A 21,349-nucleotide genomic window follows, 5' to 3' on the forward strand; every position below is an offset into this window, starting at 1 on the left:
GGTTTTCGGCGCAATCGCTCGGTGGGCAGCCGTCACAGCAGGCTGATCTGCCCGGTTTTCTCCGCACCCGATACACGAGCAAGCAATTCGGGACCGTTATTGCGCACGCTGTTGACCAGCGCCGGCACGGGACGTGCCACGATCGCGGCGACCGCATCCGCGCTGGGGGTCTCCAGCAGCGTCGCCGGGGCGGGGTGATCCGGGTCCAGCCAGGCGTCCCACCGTTCCCGCGACATGGGCAGCGGCATGCGGTCGTGAATGCGAGTGAGCTCACCGACCGCGTCGGTGGTCAGGATGGTGCACGACAGCAGCGGCTCGCTCTCCGGCTGAGAACGGTCCCGCCACACCGCCCACAGGCCCGCCATGTAGAGCCGCGAACCGTCGGCGTCGGCCATGTAGTACGGCTGTTTGGCGACTTTGCTTGTGGCGCCGGGCGCGGTCGGCTCGACGACCCACTCGTACCAGCCGTCCATCGGCACCAGGCAGCGCCGGTACTTCACCGCGTCGCGGAAGGAGGGCGTGGTGGCGGCCTTGTCGGCGCGGGCGTTGAACAGCGGCTTGCCCTTGACCGGCACACCGGGCTCGGCGGCCTTGGTCCACGCCGGGATCAGTCCCCAGCGCATGCGCCGGATCCGGCGCTTCGGGTCGTCGTCCGGCCGGCCGTGGTCGTGCCGTTCGACCACGGTGAGAACCTGAGTGGTCGGCGCGACGTTGTAGTTGGTGAAGGCCCCTTGATCGCTGGTCTCGGTCTCATCGATCGCGTCCAATTCGGCCGCGAGCCTGCCCGGGTCGGTCGTGGTCGCATATCGTCCGCACATATCCCGATAGTCCCACCCGACACCGACAGTGCCGGGGACAATTTCGCATAACAGCGCCGCAGGCGCTGCGAAATCCAACACGGTGCATGATGGACGGGTGAACTTCTGGCCAGCGCCCCATGTCGATGTCCCTGTGCACGCGACCGTGACCCTGCCCGGATCGAAATCGATCACGAACCGGGCGCTCATCCTGGCCGCTCTGGCCGATGCGCCCTCGACCATCACCGGTGCACTGCGTAGCCGGGACACCGACCTGATGATCGGCGCGTTGCGCGCGCTGGGTGCGCGCATCGAGGGCGACCGGGACACGTTGACCGTCGTCCCGGCACCGCTGGGCGCGGGCACCGTGGACTGTGGGCTGGCGGGCACTGTGATGCGCTTCGTGCCGCCGGTAGCGGCGCTGGCGTCGGGTGATGTCACGTTCGACGGTGACGAGCAGGCCCGGATTCGCCCGCTGCGCACCATCCTGGACGCACTGCGCGCGCTCGGCGCCGATATCGACGGTGACGCGCTGCCATTCACCGTGCACGGCAAGGGCGCACTGCGCGGCGGCACGGTGACCATCGACGCGTCCGGGTCGTCGCAGTTCGTTTCCGGTCTGTTGCTGTCGGCCGCCCGGTTCGACGAGGGTCTTGTGGTGCACCACGACGGCAAGGCGCTGCCGTCGATGCCGCACATCGAGATGACGGTGGAGATGCTGCGCCGTGCTGATGTTCGGGTGCAGGCGCCCGCGGACAGCTTCAAAGCGCAAACCTGGACCGTGGAGCACGGGCCTATCCGCGCGGTCGATTGGGAGATCGAGCCGGACCTGTCCAATGCCACCCCGTTCCTCGCCGCGGCAGCGGTCACGGGCGGCACCGTGCGCATCCCGCACTGGCCGCGGCTGACCACACAGCCGGGTGACGTGATCCGCGAGATCCTGGTGCGGATGGGTGCCGAGGCACGAGTCTTCGACAGCGTGCTCACCGTGCACGGCCCCGAGCGGCTCGCCGGCATCGACATCGATCTGCACGATGTGGGCGAGCTGACCCCCACCGTCGCAGCGCTGGCGGCGCTGGCCGACTCCCCGACCGTGCTGCGTGGCATCGCGCATCTGCGTGGCCATGAGACCGACCGGCTGGCCGCGTTGTCCACCGAGATCAACCGGCTCGGCGGCAAGGTGACCGAAACCGAGGACGGGCTGGAGATCCTGCCCACCGAGTTGCACGGAGGCACCTGGCACTCCTACGCCGATCACCGAATGGCCACGGCGGGAGCGATTCTCGGCCTCCGGGTGCCCGGCATCGAGATCGAGGACATCGGGACCACCGCCAAGACCCTGCCGGATTTCGTCGCCTTGTGGGAGCGGATGCTCGATCCCGCGCTGTCCGACGAAGGAGCGGCGCACTGAGCCGCAGACGCACGGCCGCCAGCTACGACGAGTCCGACGTCCGGGTTCGTCCCGGACGTAGTTCGCGTCCCCGCACCAAGACCCGGCCGCAACACAGCGATGCCGAATCCGCCATGGTGGTCTCGGTCGACCGGGGACGTTGGGGGTGCGTGCTCGGCGACGACGCGGATCGCCGCATCGTCGCCATGCGGGCGCGGGAGCTGGGCCGCACCCCGATCGTGGTGGGCGATCAGGTGGACGTGGTCGGCGATCTGTCCGGACGGCCGGACACCCTGGCCCGTATCGTGCGGGTCGCCGAGCGCCGAACGGTGTTGCGCCGCACCGCCGACGACACCGATCCATACGAGCGGATCGTGGTCGGCAATGCCGAGCAGTTGTTCATCGTAGTCGCGCTCGCCGACCCGCCGCCGCGCACCGGCTTCGTGGAGCGCGCCATGGTCGCCGCGTATGCCGGTGGGCTGCAACCGATTCTGTGCTTGACCAAACACGATCTGGCCGCCGACTCCGAATTCGCCGCCGTCTTCGACGATCTCGAACTCACCATCGTCTACGGCGGCATCGACGATCCGCTCGAGCCGGTGCTCGACCTGCTCAGCGACCGGCTCACCGCGCTCATCGGCCATTCCGGCGTCGGCAAGTCCACGTTGGTGAATCGCCTTGTGCCGGACGCGGATCGAGCCGTCGGCGCGGTCTCCGGCGTGGGCAAGGGCAAGCACACTTCCACGCAGTCCGTCGCACTCCCCCTGCCCGATGGCGGCTGGGTCATCGACACTCCGGGCGTCCGGTCGTTCGGCTTGGCGCACATCACTCCCGACGACGTCATCGCCGCCTTCACCGATCTCGCCGAAGCCATCGAGAACTGCCCGCGCGGCTGCACCCATCTCGGGCCGCCCGCCGACCCCGAGTGCGCATTGGACGAACTCACCGGCAAAGAGCACCGCGTAGCGGCCATCCGCCGCCTGCTCGTGGCCCTCGCCTCCAACGAATCCTGGTAGACCGAACCGCCGCCCGCTCCTGGCCCAGGCTCGGCACGCCACCTACGCCGACCGGGCAACCGGTCAGCGATTGTCAGGGTGGGTGACCGGTGCAATGGTCACCATCGCGGAAATGCCTTTGAAGTCATCGGGATTGACCGTGTAGAGCGGTAGGCGGTTCGCCGAAGCGATTGCTGCGATCATGAGATCGATTCGGCGCGGCTTCGGATTGCGGCCCGCGTCCAGGACGGCGGCGATGATATGGCCGAAGCGCCGCGCCGCCCGCGCGTCGAAAGGAAGCGGTTCGAAGGCCGCCTCTGCCGCCTGAAGACGCTCGATCCGCATAGCTCGCTCCACCGGATCGGTGACGAAATGCGGGCCCGCTGCGAGTTCGGCCATCGTTACCGAGCTCAGCACCAACTCGTCGGGAAGTTCGGCGGGCTCGAGCTCGTCGAGCAGAATCAGGACGTTGGTGTCGATGAGCCCTCGCCCCTGCTCGGCTCTGGTCACTGTCCAGCCTTCGGGGCGAACTCGCCGCGTCGGTACGCACGATCGTAGGGGTCGTAGGTGGAGTCGTCGATGAGATCGGCGACGTCCGGTGCGGTCGTCACTCCCGAGCCGATCCCCGAGAAGAGCGCCAGGGCCTCCGCACGAGGCACAGCCATCCGTCGGTGGGCCCGTCGATGCGGAACCAGATCCGCGATCGGAGTGCCATCCACCGTGATGGTGTAGGCATGGCCGGCGCGTACCTCGCGAAGCACCCGGCCGGAGTTGTTGCGGAGCTCGCGCTGCGGGATCTCCGGAAGCTCGGGCTGGGAGAAGGGCGCCGCAGATGTCATAGCGTAATGCTACGCCACGACTACGGACATGCTACGGGGTTAGGGGCTTCGGTGCTTACTCGCGAACACGAGGATTCGGCTCGTGCTCCGGGACACCACGACGGCGCCCAGGAAACCCCGGGCGCCGTCGTGATTCAGTGGCTCAGTGCCGGCGGCGGGACTTCGGGCCGCGCTTGGCCTTCGCCTCCGCGCGCGCCGCCTCGCGGCGCTCGCGACGGGTGCCCTGGGGGCCGCCGTCGACGCCGTACTCCTCGGCGTCGCTGCGCACAGCGGCGTGACCGCCCTCGTCGGGCCCCGAGTAGCTGAAACCGCGCGGAGTCGTTTCGTCGATGCCCCTGGCGCGCAGGGCGGCCGGAGCGGCGTGGCCGTTGGCGACCGGCGCCTCCTCGGTGGGCAGCGGACGCGGCGCCGCAGCCATGGCGCCGACCGGGGAACGCAGGCCCGCCTGGACCGAAACGCCTTCCGGCTGCGGCTGCTGCACCTCGACCTGAAGGTTGAACAGGAAGCCGACCGACTCTTCCTTGAGGCCGTCGAGCATCGCGGTGAACATGTCGAAGCCCTCGCGCTGGTACTCCACCAGCGGGTCGCGCTGCGCCATCGCGCGCAGGCCGATGCCCTCCTTGAGATAGTCCATCTCGTAGAGGTGCTCGCGCCACTTGCGGTCGAGCACCGACAGCAGCACCTGCCGTTCGAGGTTGCGCATGCTGCCCTCGCCCGCGAGACCGTCGATCTCCGCTTCACGGCCTTCGTACGCCTCGTGCGCGTCATCCAGCAGAGCCTCGAGCAACTCCTCGCGCGTCAGCTCGCCCGCCTCGCCGATCTCGGTCTCGCCGGTCAGGGCCCGGTAGTCCACGCTGACCGGGTACAGCGACTTCAGCGCCGTCCACAGCTTGTCCAGATCCCAGTCCTCCACGTAGCCCTCGGCGGTGGCGCCGTCCACGTACGCGGCGATCACGTCGGTGATCATGCTCTGGACCTGGCCCTCCATGTCCTCGCCGCGCAGGATCCGGTCGCGCTCGCCGTAGATGACGGTGCGCTGCTGGTTCATCACCTCGTCGTACTTGAGCACGTTCTTGCGGATTTCGAAGTTCTGCTGCTCGACCTGCGTCTGCGCGCTCTTGATGGCCTTGGAGACCATCTTCGCCTCGATCGGCACGTCGTCGGGCAGGTTCAGCCGCGTCATGATCGATTCCAGCGCGGCGCCGTTGAACCGGCGCATCAGCTCATCGCCCAGCGACAGGTAGAAGCGGGACTCACCCGGGTCGCCCTGACGGCCGGATCGGCCGCGCAGCTGATTGTCGATGCGGCGCGACTCGTGCCGCTCGGTGCCGAGCACATACAGGCCGCCCGCATCGCGCACCGCGTCGGCGTCCTCGGCAGTCTGCGCCTTGACCTGATCCAGGGCGGGTAACCAGGCCCGCTCGTACTCCTCCGCCGTCTCGACCGGGTCGAGCCCCTGCTTGCGCAGCAGAATGTCGGCGATGATGTCCGGGTTGCCGCCGAGCACGATGTCGGTACCACGACCGGCCATGTTGGTCGCGACGGTCACCGCGCCGGGCCGTCCGGCCTCGGCGATGATCTCGGCTTCCTTCTCATGGAACTTGGCGTTGAGCACGTTGTGCGGGATGCCGCGTTTGGTGAACTGCTTGGACAGGTACTCCGAGCGCTCGACGCTGGTGGTGCCGATCAGCACCGGCTGACCCTTCTCGTGCCGTTCGGTGACGTCGTCGACCACGGCGGAGAACTTGGCCTCTTCGGTCTTGTAGATCAGGTCGGACTGGTCGGCCCGGACCATCGGCTTGTTGGTCGGGATCGGAACCACGCCGAGGTTGTAGATCTGGTGCAGCTCGGCCGCCTCGGTCTCGGCGGTACCGGTCATGCCGGACAGCTTGTCGTAGAGGCGGAAGTAGTTCTGCAGCGTGATGGTGGCCAAGGTCTGGTTCTCCGGCTGGATCTCCACCCCTTCCTTGGCCTCGATCGCCTGGTGCATGCCCTCGTTGTAGCGGCGCCCGACCAGGATGCGCCCGGTGAACTCGTCGACGATGATCACTTCGCCGTCGCGGACGATGTAGTCCTTGTCGCGGGTGTAGAGCTCCTTGGCCTTGACGGCGTTGTTCAGATAGCTGACCAGCGGCGAGTTCGCGGCCTCGTACAGGTTGTCGATGCCGAGCTGGTCCTCGACGAACTCCACGCCCGCCTCGTGCACGCCGATGGTGCGCTTCTTGATGTCGACCTCGTAGTGCAGGTCCTTCTTCAGCAGCGGCGCGATGCGCGCGAACTCCGCATACCACTTCGAGGAGGCGTCGGCCGGGCCGGAGATGATCAGCGGCGTGCGGGCCTCGTCGATCAGGATGGAGTCGACCTCGTCGACGACGGCGAAGTTGTGACCGCGCTGCACCAGGTCGTCCAGCGAATGGGTCATGTTGTCGCGCAGGTAATCGAAGCCGAACTCGTTGTTCGTGCCGTAGGTGATGTCGGCGCCATAGGCCACCCGGCGCTGGGCGGGGCTCATGCCGGACAAGATCACGCCGACCTCGAGGCCGAGGAAGCGATGCACGCGGCCCATCCACTCGGCGTCGCGCTTGGCCAGATAGTCGTTCACCGTCACGACGTGCACGCCGTCGCCGCTGATCGCGTTCAGGTAGGCGGGCAGCACGCAGGTGAGCGTCTTACCCTCACCGGTCTTCATCTCGGCGATATTGCCGGTGTGCAGTGCGGCGCCACCCATCACCTGCACCTTGTAGTGCTTCTGGCTGAGCACCCGCCAGGACGCCTCGCGGGCCACGGCGAACGCCTCGGCCATCAGCTGGCCGAGCGGATCGGTCTCGCCGTCGGCGACCATCCCGGCGTAGCGCTCCCGGAACTCGTCGGTCTTGGCCCGCAGTTCGGCGTCGCTGAGGTCCTCGTATTCCGGCTCGAGGTCGAGAACCTGGTCGGCGAAATGCGAGAGCCGCTTGACCAGGCGACCCTCACCAATCCGAAGCAACCTCGTCAGTGTCAGCGCAGGCACGGGTCTCGTCAGTCCTCTGGTCGGTGTGTCAAATCGTGTCGTCGGCCTCCGGGCCGGTGCGGGCCCACGCGGTTGCGCGGAATCCGCTGCACGCTTCATGGTAATGCTGTGTTGTTCGTGGTTGTTTTCGCAGCGCCTTCGGCCCTGCGGGTTCGCGGCCGTGGGGCCGGCGTCCGAGCGGCCGCGAACCGGCAGTAGTACGTCTCGGGGCACGTCTCGGGCAGGTCTGCGCTGGTAGGTCTCGCTGCGCCCGAAAGCAGCGGTTGAGCCGAGCCGTCACGCGGGGTGACGACAAGCAGGACCTCGATCTTCGCCCGCCATGGTAGCCCCGGCAGCTGACCGCCGCCGCAAACCAGATCGCCGACGCGACGCCCGGCCGTGACGCCGCGTGCTCGATTCGGTACCGGCCGTAGCCGGACGCGGCGACCGTGCATCCGGGTTCCCGTTGTGATCGAATCGAATTGCGGGGCCTCGAACGGCGCAACGTGCCGTTGTACCTCCCGGACGCAGCAACTCCAGGACGCAACAGCTCCAGCACGCAGCAGTTCAACCCCAAAGAGGCGCACCGAATTCACCAGATATGCCACAAATGCCCGGGCAATGCTTGCCCTGGCAGCACAATATGCAGGAAACGGCATCGGGAAAAGGAGTACCGGGCAGCGTGATCACGAGACTGACGCCGCAGGACACGGCGTTCTACCGGCTCGAGTCGAGCAGCAATCCGATCCACATCGGGTCTCTCGCGATCGTCCGGAACACCGAACCCGGCGACATCGTCACGCCGATCCTGGACTACGACCGGCTGGTCGATCTGGTCGAGAGCAGGCTCGCCTTGGTGCCGCGGTACCGGCGTAAAGTGCGCGAAATCCCGCTGTCGCTGGGCCGCCCGGTCTGGGTGGAGGACAGCCGATTCGACATCGCCTATCACATCCGCCGCTCGGCACTGCCCGGTCCCGGCACGGACGAGCAGCTGCTCGATCTCGTCGCCCGGCTGGCTTCGCACCCGCTGGATCCGACGCGGCCGCTGTGGGAGATGTACCTGATCGAACGGCTGTCCGAGGGCCGCTGCGCGATCTTCACCAAGTCGCATTCGGCGCTGGTCGACGGGGAGACCGCACTGGAGATCGGCCACGTGATCCTCGACACCGGACCCGCTCCGCGCGAACTGGCCGACGACGCCTGGATCGCGCCGCGCGAACCCGGCGACCTCGAACTGCTGGTCGGCGCGCTGGCCCACCTGGCAAAGCAGCCGCGCAAGGCCCTGGAGGTGGCCCGCGACGCGAGCGCGGACGCGTTCGCGGTGCTCGGCACCGCGGGCAAGGCGGTGGAGTCGGTGGTCTCGGCGGTACGGGCCGCGGCGGCCGGCGCACCGGACAGCCCCCTGAACACCCCGACCTCCCGGACCCGGCGCTTCGCGGTGGTGCGCACCGAGCTGGAGGGCTATCGCGCGATCCGCAGGCGCTTCGACTGCTCGATCAACGACACGATCCTCGCGGTGGTCACCGGCGCGCTGCGCAATTGGCTGCTGTCGCGCGATGAGGCGCTCACCGAGTCCACCACGTTACGCGCGGTGGTGCCCATGTCGGTGTACGTCGAGGGAAGCGAAGCAGACCAACCGCAGGCAGCGAGCGAGGTGTCCTCGTTCCTGATCGATCTGCCGGTCGGCGAGCCGAGTCCGGTGATGCGGCTGTCCCATATCGCGCACGCCACCGAGCCCAATGGCCGCCAGCGCCATGCCGTCCGCGCACGCGCCCTGCTGCACCTGGCCGGGTTCGCACCGGCCAGCCTGCATGCGATGAGCGTGCGGGCGGCGAGTACGTTCGCAGAACACACATTCAACTTGGTGATCACCAATGCGCCGGGTCCGCAAGCACCGATGTACATCGGCGGCGCGCGGATGCTGGAGATGTACCCGGTGTCGCCACTGCTGCGCAAACAAGCCTTGAGCATCGGGATCACGTCCTACGACGGACGTGTCTTCTACGGTCTCAACGCCGACCGCGACGCGATGGCCGACATCGGCGTGCTGGCCGCGGCGGTGCGCGATTCGATGGAGGAGATGCTCGGTGCCTGCGTCTGATCAGAAGAAACTGCGGGTCTATATCCCGGCGACGGTGCCGATGCTGCGCGCGCTGGTCACCGACCGGGTGCTGGCCGCCGTCGGCGGAACGGCGTTCGCGGTGACCCCCACCCTGCGCGAGGCGTATGCCTCCGGCGACGACGAGGAACTCGGCGAGGTGGCCATGGCCGAGGCCGCGCGCGCCTCGTTGCGGCTGCTCGCCGCCGAACGCGAGGAGATCGGCGAATCGGAGGAGATCCCGGAAATCACGGAGGTCACACAGACCACAGAGATCACAGCATCGGAGGGCCCGGACGATATCGCACCGGTGACCGGCGGCCGTCCGGTCTACCGGCGCGCGGTGGTCGCGGCCGACGTGACCGGCGCGAAGCTTCGGCCCGATCTGGACGACGCGGTGGTCCGGCTGGCGGGTCCGATCAGCTACCAGCAGATCGCCTCGGTGCATGTCGATCTGGGCGACGCCGAACCGCAGGTAGCCAAGGCCGTCGACGTGGTCGACGCGGCTGATCTCGGCGACCCGGACGCCGAGTTCGTGCTCGGCGACGCCGAAGACCACCAACTGGCCTGGTATGCCGCCCAGGAGCTGCCGTTCCTGCTCGAACTGCTGTGAACCGGGAACCGCGTCGGCGAACGGCGCGGTATCCGGGTGCTCGGCCGCTGTTCGCGGGCTCGCCCACCCGCAGTAACCTACGATGCCGTAACCTTGCTGCCGAGGCCGCGTTCGCTCGAGGAGACGCCTGGCTCGCACCCGATAACAGGAGACCGACGGCAGCGATGGGTTCGAAAAATGGGGGCTTCTCGGTGCGTGGCGTCCGCGCGTGGCTGGAGGCGCCCGCGGCGAACGTCGCCGAGCGCGGCGGCAAGCTGAACATGCTGCGCGGCGCGGTGGCGCGGGTGACCACCCCCTTACTGCCGGACGACTACCTGCATCTGGCCAACCCGCTGTGGTCGGCCCGTGAGCTGCGCGGACGCATCGTGGAGGTGCGCAAGGAAACCGCCGACTCCGCGACGCTGGTGATCCAGCCGGGATGGGGCTTCGACTTCACCTACCAACCCGGCCAGTACATCGGCATCGGCCTCCTGGTCGACGGACGATGGCATTGGCGCTCGTACTCGCTGACCTGCCCCCCGGACTGGTCCGCGCCGGAACACGGCGGCAAGCGGCTGATCTCGATCGCGGTGAAAGCGATGCCGGAAGGTTTCCTGTCCAGCCACCTCGTCGGCGGCGTTGCCGTGGGGACCATCGTCCGGCTCGCCGCGCCGCAAGGTGGGTTCGTGCTGCCCTACCCACCGCCGGAGAAAGTGTTGTTCCTCACTGCGGGCAGCGGTATCACCCCGGTGATGTCCATGCTGCGCACGATGGACCGCCGTGCGGTTTTCACCGACGTGGCGCACCTGCACTCGGCGCGCACGGCGGACGACGTGATGTTCGGCGCCGAGCTGCACGAGCTGCACGATCGCAATCCCGGTTTCCACACCCGTCTGCATTTCACCGCGGAACACGGCAAGTTCGCGCTGAACGATCTGGACACCGAATTCCCCGACTGGCGCGAGCGGCAGACCTGGGCCTGCGGGCCGGCCGGGATGCTCGACGAGATCGAGAAGCACTGGCGCGACGCGCGCGTGCCGGACCGGCTGCATGTGGAGCGGTTCGACATCGAGCGCTCCGCGGTCGGCGCGGGCGGCACGGTCACCTTCGGCAGGTCCGGTCGCACCGCCGAGGCGGACGGCGCGACCAGCCTGCTGGAGGCCGGCGAGTCGGTCGGCGTGCAGATGCCATTCGGTTGCCGGATGGGTATCTGCCAAACCTGCGTCGTCACCATCGGTTCCGGTCATGTGCGCGATCTGCGCAATGGCGACGAGCGCCGCGCGGGCGACAAGGTGCAAACCTGTGTCTCTGCCGCCGCCGGCGACTGCACGCTGGACGTTTAGCCCGCAGGTACGCTCGATCTGAATCGAGTAGCGAAAGGACCCCGGTGGCCATCACCGATATCAAGGCGTTCGCGCACCTCACGGCGACCGACATCGAGACCCTGGGGCAGGAACTGGATTCCATCCGGCGCTCGGTGGAATCGTCCCGTGGCGAGCACGACGCGAAGTACATCCGGCGCACGATCGCGGCGCAGCGCGGTCTGGAGGTGGTCGCCCGCGCTGTGCTTTTCGGCAGCCGCAATCGCTGGGCCTGGCTGACCGGTACCGCGCTGCTGTCGGTCGCCAAGATCATCGAAAACATGGAACTCGGGCACAACGTCAGCCACGGGCAGTGGGACTGGATGAACGACCCGGAGATCCATTCCACCTCGTGGGAGTGGGACATGACAGGTCCCTCCGCGCAGTGGCGCCGGGCGCACAATTACTCCCACCACACCTTTACGAACGTCCTGGACAAGGACGAGGACCTCGGCTTCGGCATCCTGCGGATGACCCGGGACATGCCGTGGCGGCCGGTCCACCTGATCCAGCCATTGGCGAACCTGCTGTTGGCCACCACCTTCGAGTGGGGCATCGCGCTGCACGACTGGGGCATCGAGAAGCAGCTGTCGGACACGCCGCGCTGGCAGTTGCTGTCCCAGCCGAACCGGGACATCGGCCGCAAGATCGCCCGTCAGGTCACCAAGGACTATCTGATCTATCCCGCGCTCACCGGCCCGGCGTTCAAGCAGACGCTGAAGGCCAACGCGATGGCGAACCTGGTGCGCAACCTGTGGGCGTACGCGGTGATCTTCTGCGGCCACTTCCCCGACGGGGCGGAGAAGTTCACCGTCGAGCAGCTGGAGAACGAGACGCGCGGCGAGTGGTACCTGCGTCAGATGCTCGGCAGCGCCAACTTCAAAGCCGGTCCGGTCATGGCGTTCATGAGCGGCAACCTGTGCTACCAGATCGAGCACCACCTGTTCCCGGATCTGCCGAGCAACCGGTATCCGCAGATCGCGATGCGGGTGCGCGAGCTGTGCGACAAGTACGACCTGCCCTACACCACCGGCTCGCTGGGCAAGCAGTATCTGCTCGCCTTCCGCACCATCCACAAGCTGGCGCTGCCGGACCGGTTCCTCAAGGCGACCGCCGACAACGCCCCCGAGACCTCCTCGGAACGCAAGTTCGCCGGCATCACCTTGCCGTCGCTGGGCTCGATGAGCTTGCCGGGGGCGGAGTCCACGCATTGGCTGCGCTTCGATCCGGAGACCGGGAAGCGGCGCGGCCTGCGCTCGGCGCTGCACGAGGCGAAGCTCGTGCTGCAAGAGAAAGCGCGGCAGGAGAAGGAGATGCTGCGCGAGGCCAAGGCGACGCTGAAGGAGAAGGCCGAGCACGAGCGGCAGATCTTGCGCGAGGCCAAGCTGGCGCTCCAGGAAAGAGCCCGCCAGGAACAGGCGGCGCTGCGCGAAAAAGCCTTGCGGGACAAGCTTTTTCGCATTTACCGAAGGATGCGCTAAAGTACCAGCCCAGCCCGTGGATCGCAATAGGGTAATTGACACATCCGAACGCCGGACTTGGCAACTTACGGTCTCGTAACTTACGGTAAAGTAACCCGCATGGCGATCTCGGATGTCAAGGAATACGCGCACCTCACCGAGGCAGACGTGGATGCGCTCGGCGCGGAATTCGACGCGATCCGACGGGAAATCGAGGCCTCCCGCGGCGAGCGGGACGCGAAATACATCCGCAATGTCATCCGGCTACAGCGGGTCCTCGAGATCAGCGGACGGGTGGTGCTGTTCGCCAGCCCCGTGCCGGTCGCCTGGCTGTCCGGAGTCGCGTTGCTCGGCACCGCCAAGATCATCGAGAACATGGAGATCGGGCACAACGTCATGCACGGGCAGTGGGACTGGATGAATGATCCGGAGATCCACTCCAGCTCGTGGGAATGGGACAACTCGGGCGCGGCCAAGCACTGGAAGCACACGCACAACTACTTGCACCACAAGTACACCAACGTGCTCGGTATGGACGACGACATCGGCTACGGCCTGCTCCGAGTGACCCGCGACCAGCGCTGGCAGCCGTTCAACCTGGGCAACCCGATCTACAACCTGGTGCTGCAACTGTTGTTCGAGTACGGCGTCGCCATCCAGCACCTGGAGTTGGGCAAGTTGGCGGCGGGCCGGTACAAGCCGGGCACTGCCGAGCGTGCCGAGTTCGAGCGTAAGCGCAGCGAGGCGCTCACCAAGATGGGCAAGCAGATCCTCAAGGACTACGTCGTCTTCCCCGCGCTCACCGGCCCCGCGTTCTTCTCCACGCTGACCGCCAATCTGGCCGCGAACGCGATCCGCAACGTGTGGTCCAACGCCGTGATCTTCTGCGGGCACTTCCCCGACGGCGCGGAAAAGTTCACCAAGGCCGATATCGACAACGAGACGAAGGCCCAGTGGTACCTGCGCCAGATGCTGGGCAGCGCGAACATCTCCGGTGGCCCGATCACGCACTTCATGACCGGCAACCTGAGCCACCAGATCGAGCACCACCTGTTCCCCGATCTGCCGAGCAACAGGTACGCCGAGATCGCGGTGCGGGTGCGCGAGCTGGCCGACAAGTACGACCTGCCCTACACCACCGGCTCGCTGCCGGTGCAGTACTTCAAGGCGTGGCGGACCATTCTCAAGCTGTCACTGCCGAACAAGTACCTGCGCGCCACCGCCGACGACGCCCCGGAGACCGCCTCGGAGCGCAAATTCCACGGCCGCACCGGCGCCACAGTCGACTCGGCGACCGGCAAGCGTCGTGGTCTGCGTACGGCTCTCGCCCAGGGACGTCGGCGTTTCGGCCGGCGCGTTTCGGCCGCGGCAGGATGATTCCACGACCTCCGGAAGGTTCGTGACCGCCGGCGGACACGACATCGACGGGAGTCGCCTCCGCCTCGTGCTGCGACGCCCGGCTGTCGAGCGCCGCAGCGCAGGTCACCGGACGTGCCGACTGATTTCCGAGGTACAGAGCTAACTCGCCGGGAACGCCCGAACTGGAGCGGCACCCGACGCAGGACCTGCACGCAAACCCCAGGCCACCCAGCCGCTACGGTTGACCCCGGAGAGGCAGAGGAGGCTTGGTCGGTGCATGGTGAAGTCATGAGCGTCTACGAGGCCATCCAGCGCCGCCGTGACGTGCGCGCGGAATTCACCGGCGAGGTCGTGGACGACGCCACGCTGTGGCGGCTGCTCGATGCGGCGCACCGGGCGCCCAGCGTCGGGAACTCGCAGCCCTGGGACTTCGTGGTCGTCCGCGAGCCGGTGACGCTGCGCAAGTTCGCCGATCACGTGGCGCGGCGGCGCGTCGATTTCCGCGACGCGCTGCCACCTGAGCGGGCCGCGGTATTCGAGCCGATCAAGATCGAAGGCATTGTGGAGAGCGGCACCGGCATCGTGGTCTGCTATGACCACGATCGCGGTGGACCGCAGGTGCTCGGGCGGGCCACGATGCCCGAAACCGGGATCTACTCCGCGGTTCTCGCGATACAGAACTTGTGGCTGGCCGCCACGGCCGAAGGTGTCGGCGTCGGCTGGGTGTCGTTCTACGACCCCGATTTCCTCGCCGACTTGATCGGTCTGCCAAAAGGCATCCGCTCGGTCGGTTGGCTCTGTGTCGGCCCAGTCCACGAGTTTCAGGACATTCCCGATCTGGAGCGTTTCGGCTGGCGCGCGGGGCGGCCGCTCACGGACGCGGTGCACCACGAAACCTATCGCTGCTGAAAACCCGCCGCCCGCACTTGCGAAGCGATGGCGCGTATCGCGTTACGCAAATGTGTAGGTGGTTTGTGGTTCAATCACACACCGGCTGGGTAAAACATGGTCGAAACTGCTTCTGACGCAGTGTTCTTTGTTCGTGGTGTTTTGTTCCAGGAGGTTTGTGCAATGGCCGATGTCGACGCGGTTCGGCTGTCGAACGAGCTGGGCATAGACCTCGCACACGCGATGTTGCGCCTACGCCGGGAGGGTATCCCCGGCGAGACCAAGCACCAGACCTGCTTGCGCATCATCGCCGTCGAAGGACGCCGTCGGCGACCGGGCGCTGCGCGCAGATCCTGAACCGGTGGGCTTCCCTATTCCGCGCACACCCGGCCACTGTCGCTATCTCGCCCGACACAATACGCCCGTCGAGCGGACGTATTCGAACGTCGTCGACGACAGGACGCCCGAAAGGTGGGTTCGCGGTCGACGCAAATCTCCGGGCACCCAGCCGACGAGCTGAACACCCGGAGAATCGGAAACGGACGGTTCGTCACGCAAGCCTGATGAGGCCGTAATCGAAGGCGTGGCGACGGTAGACCACCGAGGGCTGGTCGGTCTCCTTGTCCTGGAACAGGAAGAAGTCGTGACCGACGAGCTCCATCTGATACAGCGCGTCGTCGACGGTCATCGGCGTGGCCGCGTGCACCTTGGTGCGCACGATGTGACCGGGGCCCTCAGCGTAGTCCGGCTCCAGCGCCTCTTCGCGCTGCCCCTGCACGGCACTCGACCCGCTGGGCCGCTCGAACAGCGAATCGTCCACCAGGTCCGCGGTGGCCTGGGCGACGGAGAGCGGCGTCTTGTCGCCGTAGTGCACCCGGCGGCGATCCTTGGTGCGGCGCAGGCGGCTCTCCAGCTTCGCAGTCACCGACTCGAACGCGGCGTAAAAGCTGTCCGCGTGGGCCTCGGCCCGGACGACGGGCCCCTTTCCGCGGGCGGTGATTTCGACGCGCTGGCAGCTCTTTCGCTGTCGGCGATTGCGCTCGTGGAACAACTCCACGTCGAAGAGGAACATGGATGGGTCGAAGCGTTCTAATCGGGAGAGTTTTTCCGCGACGTAAATTCGAAAATGATCAGGCACCTCCACGTTGCGGCCCTTCACCACGATGTCGGCGCGCATCGTTCGCTGGGGTTCCGCTGGGGGTTGCTCTGGCGCTTCCTGGGTGCCGTAATCCAGCACTGACGGAGCGGAATCTTGTACTGAAGGTCGTGAAGAAGTCGTCACGCGTACCTCCCGGATCTGGCCGCACAGACCGATTCACGTGCGGCGGGATGAGCCGTGCCGATCGACAATCTCTCGGCACAAGTTGTCCGAGGCGCCACCTCCAAACTCCCGGTTCGGGTGTGTGTTCGCGACGCTAGTACGCCAACCGGCCGATCGCCAGTGTTCACGCAAATTTCCTGGAGTCAAACAGCGCAAGTAACCAGAACACCACGTGTCGGCAAACCGATCCGTGCCAATGCGCGCACCGATTCGCGGGCCGTTGCGCCGGTGGTCAGCACATCGTCGACCACCACTACCTCGGCGTTCGCGGAAATTCCCCAGTCTGCGGCACAACCGGGTACCGCCGTGACGCGCCCGCCCACGTTGCGCGCCCGCTGCGCGGGTGTCAAGCCCACCGAATCACGCACCCGCCGATCCATTCGCAACAGGGTTACCACTCGGCTATTGGGCAGCCATTGTGTGGCAACGCGCGCCGAACGCAGCACCGGATCGCCGCCGCGGCGCCGGGCCGCCACGGCCCTGCTGGGGGCGGGTACCAGCACCAGCGGCCGTCGTGCCGACCGCAACTCGGCAAGCCCGCCCGCGAGCGCCGCACCGAGCGGTACCGCGAGATCTCGCCGCCCACGTTCCTTCGCCGCGAGCACCGCCCGGCGCGCGGGACCGGCGTACCGTCCGAGCGCCCAGCACGGGACTCCGGGATCGGTGCGCGGCCATACCCGTACCGGCGGACCGGCCAGAGCGGCAGCGCACTCGGCACACCATCCGGTGCCCGGTCGCGCACAGCCCGCACAGGCGGCGGGCAGGACCAGATCGAGCAGGTTTCGCATCGCACGAGTGTGCGCCCGCCTGCCGACAAGTTCGATCAATCGTGCCGACGGCGATCCGAGAGCGAACATTGTTTCCGTCGCTCGGCCCGACACCCTCAGCCCGGCAGCACGGGGATGGCGTTCGCGAGACCGGGGAGTTCACGCCAGTACGGCTGGCCCTGGTCCGGAGCTGAGGTCAGCTCCAGCACCCCGCGTGAGTCGGCGACGTACTGACGATCCGGGCTCGCGCTCACCGAGCGCACCGGGGGGGTCAGATTCTGCGATGTCAACGGCCTGGGCTCCGAGCCGTCTACCGACACGGTGCCCACCGGGTCGACATTGCCCTCTCGCGCGATGATGATCGAATCGGCGTCGAGCCAGTCCACCGACACCGCCGCTGTGCTGAGTTCAACACCCACGGGAAGCGCCGAGGTGAGAGCCAACTTCCCGTCCGGCCGAGGGGCTACCACCGCGACGTACACCTTGCCGTTGGCGATCATCGCCGCCCGCACCCCGGACCGAGAGATCCGCAGTTCGGTGATCGGGAGTCGTGGCGCCGTGTCCGAGGGAGCCGACATCAACGCCGAGATGTCGACGTCCTGCCTCGACACATTTCCCGTGGCCCGGTCATGCACCGCGCGGATGACCTGCGTGCCATCGAGCACCGCCCATGCTGCGCCGCCGTCGGCGGTCCAGGACGGCCGGGTGACGGTGTGGCCTTCGGCGACAGGAAAGGCGTTGCCGCCGTAAGTGCCGACCATCAAGGTGCTCGACGGCTCTCCCGCGGGCCTGCCCGCGTCCGCGACCGCCGCGACCAGCTGACCGTCCGGGGACAGCGCCGCCGACTGCAGGTTGTTCACCCGACCGAAGTACCCCGGCGTCGGCACACTGCCACCGCTATCGGTGACCTGCACCAACCCCCCGGAGCGCAGCGCGTGCAAACCAACCTGGTTGCGCGCGAGCGTGCCCGGATTGAACTGCTGCACGTCCGCGACACTCCACCCGTTCGCGGCGAACCTCTCGTCCAACGGCTTGCCGTCGGCGAGCAGCAGGTAGGGCCCGAGGATGTCGGCACTGGACAAGCTCAGCACCACCTGTGCGGCCAGTAGTTCGCGCTCGCGCGGATTCAGCGCCGACGCACCTGCGAAGTCGATTCGGACGCCGCCGAGCCCGATACCGACACCCTCGGGGTCACCGTTTGCCTTGGTGATCGCCCCGTGCACCGCGATCGGGGGCGTCAGCTCGTTGCGCAGGACCGATGCCAGCGCGGGTTGCGGCCCATCGATCAGCGAGCTGATCAGTCGCTGGGGCAGCTGCGCCTTCTGCGCTGAGATCCAGCGCAGATCCGGCACAGCGGTGTTACCGCCCGGATCGAGGAAGTACAGCACATAGCGGCGGTAGGACTTGAAAAACGCGGCGGAGTCGATGACCACGCCATCGGGCAATTCGTTGATGCGCCACTCCCCGTCGACTTTGGTCAGCCCGATCCTGTTCTCGACCATGGGAAGCTCGTCGTTGGGGCGATACCCGCCGTCAGCGGACAGTTCACCGACCTTGCGTGCGCGGATCAAGTAATTGGCAGTATCCCCGGAGCGCGACTCGCGCAGGATGTTGGGTTTCTCCACGATGACAGTGCCCGCTGCGTCGTTCCACTGCGTGGACGCGGCAGGCGTCATGTACTGGCGGGCGGCCAGATGCCGGTTGGCCGGGTCCGCGGTGGCCTGGAGGAAGTCACGCAGCAGGAGATCGGGATCACGGTTGGCGACCGGTGGCGGCGGGCCCTCCTGGCTGGGCTCGCGGTTGATGGTGCCCAATGCCTCCGGCGCGGAGGACTCGGGCAGGCTGGCGCAGGCGGTGAGCGACGACAAGACCACCATGACCATGGCCATCAGCACGCTCAGCCGCCGCATCCGCGCAGAACTGACACGCATACTCATGGTTGTCCGTCCCCAGCTTCGCGCGCCGGGCCGTCATCGGCCTGTGCCGACTCGGCCTGCGATTCGGTCGAACCGGACGCGGGCGCGTCACCGGATGGAGCGCGGTCATCAGGCATCGCGAGACCGCCTGATTCCGCAGGCCCCGCCAAGTTCGGCTGCGCCGACCCAGTGCTCACGTCGTCCTTCTGCTCAGCCGCGGCGCCCGACTTCGTCCGCGCGTCTTCCGCGCGCGAACCATCCGCGCCGGCGGCATCCGACTGCGCATCGTCCGGTCCCAGGCGCACGCCGCCCGGATATCGGGTGTCCGATTCGTCGGCGTCCGGCTCGAGGGCGTCCAGCCCGGCATCCGGCCTCGGGGCGGTGCCGGGCGCGGTCGGTGCACCCTCGCCGGAACCGTTCACGCCAGCATGTGCGCCGGTCTCCGTAGTGCCCGCCGCATCGGCAGCGGAGTCGGCGGGCGGCTCCGTCTCGACCACCCGCACGGGCTTGCGGGCAGCCTCGAGCGGCAGCGGGCTCGGTCCGAGTTTCTTCCCGCGCGCCAGCGGCAAGGTCAGGCGGAAGCTTGCGCCGACGCCGATCTCGCCCCACGCCTCGAGCTTGCCCTCATGCAGGTTCGCGTCTTCCACACTGATCGACAAACCGAGGCCGGTGCCGCCGGAGCGGCGCATCCGGGACGGGTCCGAGCGCCAGAATCGGTTGAAGACCAGCTTCTCCTCGCCGGGTCGCAGGCCGACGCCTTGATCGCGCACCACCACGGCGACCGCGTTCGCCTCGACATCGCCGCGCATCCGCAGCAGCACCGGCTTGCCCTCGCTGTGGTCGATCGCGTTGGCCAGCAGATTGCGCAACACCCGCTCCACCCGGCGCGGGTCTACCTCGGCGACCAGCGGGTCCTCCGGCATATCGGTGATTATCTCCACACCGGCGTCCTTGGCCAGGTGGCGCACGGTGGAGATCGCGGCACGCGCGCACATCCGCACATCCAGCGATTCGACCTGGAGTTCGGCGACGCCGGCGTCGTGCCTGCTGATCTCCAGCAGGTCGTTGAGCAGGCCTTCGAACCGGTCCAGCTCGTTGACCAGCAACTCTGCGCTGCGGGCCAAGGCGGGGTCGAGGTCGTCACTGCTACCGTGGATCAGGTCGGCGGCCATGCGCACGGTGGTGAGTGGGGTGCGCAACTCGTGGCTGACATCGGACGTGAACCGGCGCTGCAGATTACCGAACTCTTCCAGCTGGGTGATCTGGTTGGACAGGCTCTCGGCCATCTCGTTGAACGCCTGGGCCAGCCGCGCCATGTCGTCCTCGCCGCGCACCAGCATGCGTTCCTTGAGCCTGCCGTCGGCGAACCGGCCGGCGATCCGGGCCGCGGAGCGGATCGGCAGGACCACCTGCCTGGTCACCAGCGCGGTGATCGCCGCCAGCAACACCAGGAGCACGATGCCGCCGACCAGCATCGTGCCGCGCATCAGCGAAAGACTGCGTTCCTCGTTGGCCAGCGGGAAGATCAGGTAGATCTCCAGGGTCGGGATCTCCGTGGAGGGACTGCCGATGATCAGCGCGCGGCCGTTGTAGCCCTCCGCGTCGGTGACCGTGGCGAACTGGTAGCTGACCTGGTTGCGCTGCACGAACCGGCGTAGTTCCTCGGGCACCTCCTGGATCGGGCCGTTGGAGATCTGCTGCGGCGGCAGGCCGCCGACGACGCTCAGGGCCGTATCGAAAGTGCCTGCGGCGCCGGTGGATTGGCCGGTCCCGTTGCGGTTGGACAGCGCGTTACGGGCGTCTTCCAGACGCTGCGGCTGCGCGCCGATATCGTGCACACCGGCCAGCTGGCTCTGCACCGTATTACGCGCACGATCCATCTCCTCGACCGCCGCGTTGATCTTGGCGTCGAGCAGCCGGTCGGTGATCTGACTGGTGAGCACCACGCCGAGGATCGAGATGACGATCAGCGACAGGGTCAAGGTCGACACGATGACGCGCAGCTGCAGCGAACGGCGCCAGAGGTGGCCGAGCGCAACGCCCACCTCCTGGAACCAAGCCACCACCGGCATCAGCGATCGTTGTATCCGACCGATCTCGTTGGTCCGATCTGCCGCCCGGCGGTCGCGGGGCCCTTCATGGTCAGGCAAACTACTGCCTCCGGGCCCTGAACTCGGTCCGGATCACGGCGGTCCGGCCTTGTAACCGACCCCGCGGACGGTCAGCACGATCTCCGGATTCTCCGGATCCTTCTCGACCTTCGCGCGCAATCGCTGCACATGGACGTTCACCAACCGGGTATCGGCGGCGTGCCGGTAGCCCCAGACCTGCTCGAGCAGGACCTCGCGAGTGAACACCTGGCGCGGCTTGCGGGCCAGCGCGACGAGCAGGTCGAACTCCAGCGGGGTCAGCGATATCTGCTGGCCGCCACGGCTGACCTTGTGGGCGGGCACATCGATCACGATATCCGCGATCGACAGCAGCTCGGCGGGCTCCTCCTCGGTGCGGCGCAGCCGGGCGCGTACCCGGGCGACGAGCTCTTTCGGCTTGAACGGCTTGACGATGTAATCGTCGGCG

Annotated in this window: 17 protein-coding genes and 1 pseudogene; 9 read left to right on the top strand and 9 right to left on the bottom strand. The window is 67.4% G+C overall.

Annotation, left to right across the window (positions count from 1 at the left end):
• Nucleotides 1-32 precede the first annotated feature (32 nt).
• Nucleotides 33-818, bottom strand: a complete 786-nt coding sequence (locus ACT86A_RS15305) for an SOS response-associated peptidase (RefSeq protein ID WP_445092776.1) — start codon at nucleotides 816-818, stop codon at nucleotides 33-35.
• 97 nt (nucleotides 819-915) lie between these two features.
• Here ACT86A_RS15305 and aroA point away from each other — a divergent pair, with 97 nt between their 5' ends.
• Nucleotides 916-2,208 carry a 3-phosphoshikimate 1-carboxyvinyltransferase gene (gene aroA / locus ACT86A_RS15310; RefSeq protein ID WP_445092777.1) on the top strand — a complete coding sequence of 431 codons (1,293 nt, stop codon included), beginning with the start codon at nucleotides 916-918 and terminating at the stop codon, nucleotides 2,206-2,208.
• Nucleotides 2,205-3,203: a ribosome small subunit-dependent GTPase A gene (gene rsgA / locus ACT86A_RS15315; protein WP_445092805.1), complete on the top strand. Its 999-nt coding sequence runs from the start codon at nucleotides 2,205-2,207 to the stop codon at nucleotides 3,201-3,203. Before aroA ends, rsgA begins: the two co-directional genes overlap by 4 nt.
• Before the next feature lie 63 nt (nucleotides 3,204-3,266).
• Here rsgA and ACT86A_RS15320 read toward each other — a convergent pair whose 3' ends face one another.
• The 3 genes from ACT86A_RS15320 to secA form a co-directional block, all read right to left on the bottom strand.
• Complete coding sequence (locus ACT86A_RS15320) at nucleotides 3,267-3,692, bottom strand: type II toxin-antitoxin system VapC family toxin (RefSeq protein WP_445092778.1); 426 nt, start codon at nucleotides 3,690-3,692, stop codon at nucleotides 3,267-3,269.
• Nucleotides 3,689-4,021 (bottom strand): type II toxin-antitoxin system Phd/YefM family antitoxin, encoded by a 333-nt coding sequence (locus ACT86A_RS15325; protein ID WP_445092779.1) that lies wholly within the window; start codon nucleotides 4,019-4,021, stop codon nucleotides 3,689-3,691. Before ACT86A_RS15325 ends, ACT86A_RS15320 begins: the two co-directional genes overlap by 4 nt.
• 142 nt (nucleotides 4,022-4,163) lie before the next feature.
• A complete protein-coding gene (gene secA, locus ACT86A_RS15330) occupies nucleotides 4,164-7,031 on the bottom strand; it encodes a preprotein translocase subunit SecA (protein ID WP_445092780.1) in 2,868 nt (955 codons plus the stop codon).
• Between the two features lie 661 nt (nucleotides 7,032-7,692).
• On the opposite strand from secA, the gene ACT86A_RS15335 reads away from it, so the two are divergent.
• From ACT86A_RS15335 to ACT86A_RS15365, 7 genes are all read left to right on the top strand, one after another.
• Nucleotides 7,693-9,111, top strand: coding sequence for a WS/DGAT/MGAT family O-acyltransferase (locus tag ACT86A_RS15335; RefSeq protein WP_445092781.1), 1,419 nt, complete (start codon nucleotides 7,693-7,695; stop codon nucleotides 9,109-9,111).
• A gap of 40 nt (nucleotides 9,112-9,151) precedes the next feature.
• Complete coding sequence (locus ACT86A_RS15340; RefSeq protein WP_445092806.1) at nucleotides 9,152-9,721, top strand: DUF6912 family protein; 570 nt, start codon at nucleotides 9,152-9,154, stop codon at nucleotides 9,719-9,721.
• A gap of 164 nt (nucleotides 9,722-9,885) precedes the next feature.
• Complete coding sequence (locus ACT86A_RS15345; protein WP_445092782.1) at nucleotides 9,886-11,043, top strand: ferredoxin reductase; 1,158 nt, start codon at nucleotides 9,886-9,888, stop codon at nucleotides 11,041-11,043.
• 44 nt (nucleotides 11,044-11,087) lie between these two features.
• A complete protein-coding gene (locus ACT86A_RS15350) occupies nucleotides 11,088-12,542 on the top strand; it encodes a fatty acid desaturase (RefSeq protein WP_445092783.1) in 1,455 nt (484 codons plus the stop codon).
• Between the two features lie 99 nt (nucleotides 12,543-12,641).
• Complete coding sequence (locus ACT86A_RS15355; protein WP_445092784.1) at nucleotides 12,642-13,898, top strand: fatty acid desaturase family protein; 1,257 nt, start codon at nucleotides 12,642-12,644, stop codon at nucleotides 13,896-13,898.
• Between the two features lie 270 nt (nucleotides 13,899-14,168).
• Nucleotides 14,169-14,789 carry a 5,6-dimethylbenzimidazole synthase gene (gene bluB / locus ACT86A_RS15360; RefSeq protein WP_445092785.1) on the top strand — a complete coding sequence of 207 codons (621 nt, stop codon included), beginning with the start codon at nucleotides 14,169-14,171 and terminating at the stop codon, nucleotides 14,787-14,789.
• 162 nt (nucleotides 14,790-14,951) lie between these two features.
• The gene (locus tag ACT86A_RS15365; protein WP_445092786.1) at nucleotides 14,952-15,125 is read left to right on the top strand and encodes a hypothetical protein; all 174 of its coding nucleotides are present in this window, start codon (nucleotides 14,952-14,954) and stop codon (nucleotides 15,123-15,125) included.
• 193 nt (nucleotides 15,126-15,318) lie between these two features.
• On the opposite strand, the gene hpf is transcribed toward ACT86A_RS15365, so the two are convergent.
• The 5 genes and pseudogenes from hpf to ACT86A_RS15390 all read right to left on the bottom strand — a co-directional run.
• On the bottom strand, nucleotides 15,319-16,050 hold the full coding sequence (gene hpf / locus ACT86A_RS15370) for a ribosome hibernation-promoting factor, HPF/YfiA family (RefSeq protein ID WP_445092787.1): 732 nt from the start codon (nucleotides 16,048-16,050) through the stop codon (nucleotides 15,319-15,321).
• Nucleotides 16,051-16,232: 182 nt separating this feature from the next.
• Entirely contained in the window at nucleotides 16,233-16,877 is a 645-nt protein-coding gene (locus ACT86A_RS15375; RefSeq protein ID WP_445092788.1) for a ComF family protein, read from the bottom strand.
• A 95-nt stretch (nucleotides 16,878-16,972) separates the two neighbouring features.
• A complete protein-coding gene (gene lpqB / locus ACT86A_RS15380; protein WP_445092789.1) occupies nucleotides 16,973-18,793 on the bottom strand; it encodes an MtrAB system accessory lipoprotein LpqB in 1,821 nt (606 codons plus the stop codon).
• Between the two features lie 410 nt (nucleotides 18,794-19,203).
• Nucleotides 19,204-20,844, bottom strand: a pseudogene (mtrB, locus tag ACT86A_RS15385) (MtrAB system histidine kinase MtrB); the annotation flags it as partial.
• A gap of 111 nt (nucleotides 20,845-20,955) precedes the next feature.
• Nucleotides 20,956-21,349 (bottom strand): winged helix-turn-helix domain-containing protein (locus tag ACT86A_RS15390; RefSeq protein WP_445092790.1); only part of this gene is annotated, 394 nt, incomplete at its 5' end.

Source organism: Nocardia glycosmidis (assembly GCF_052545115.1).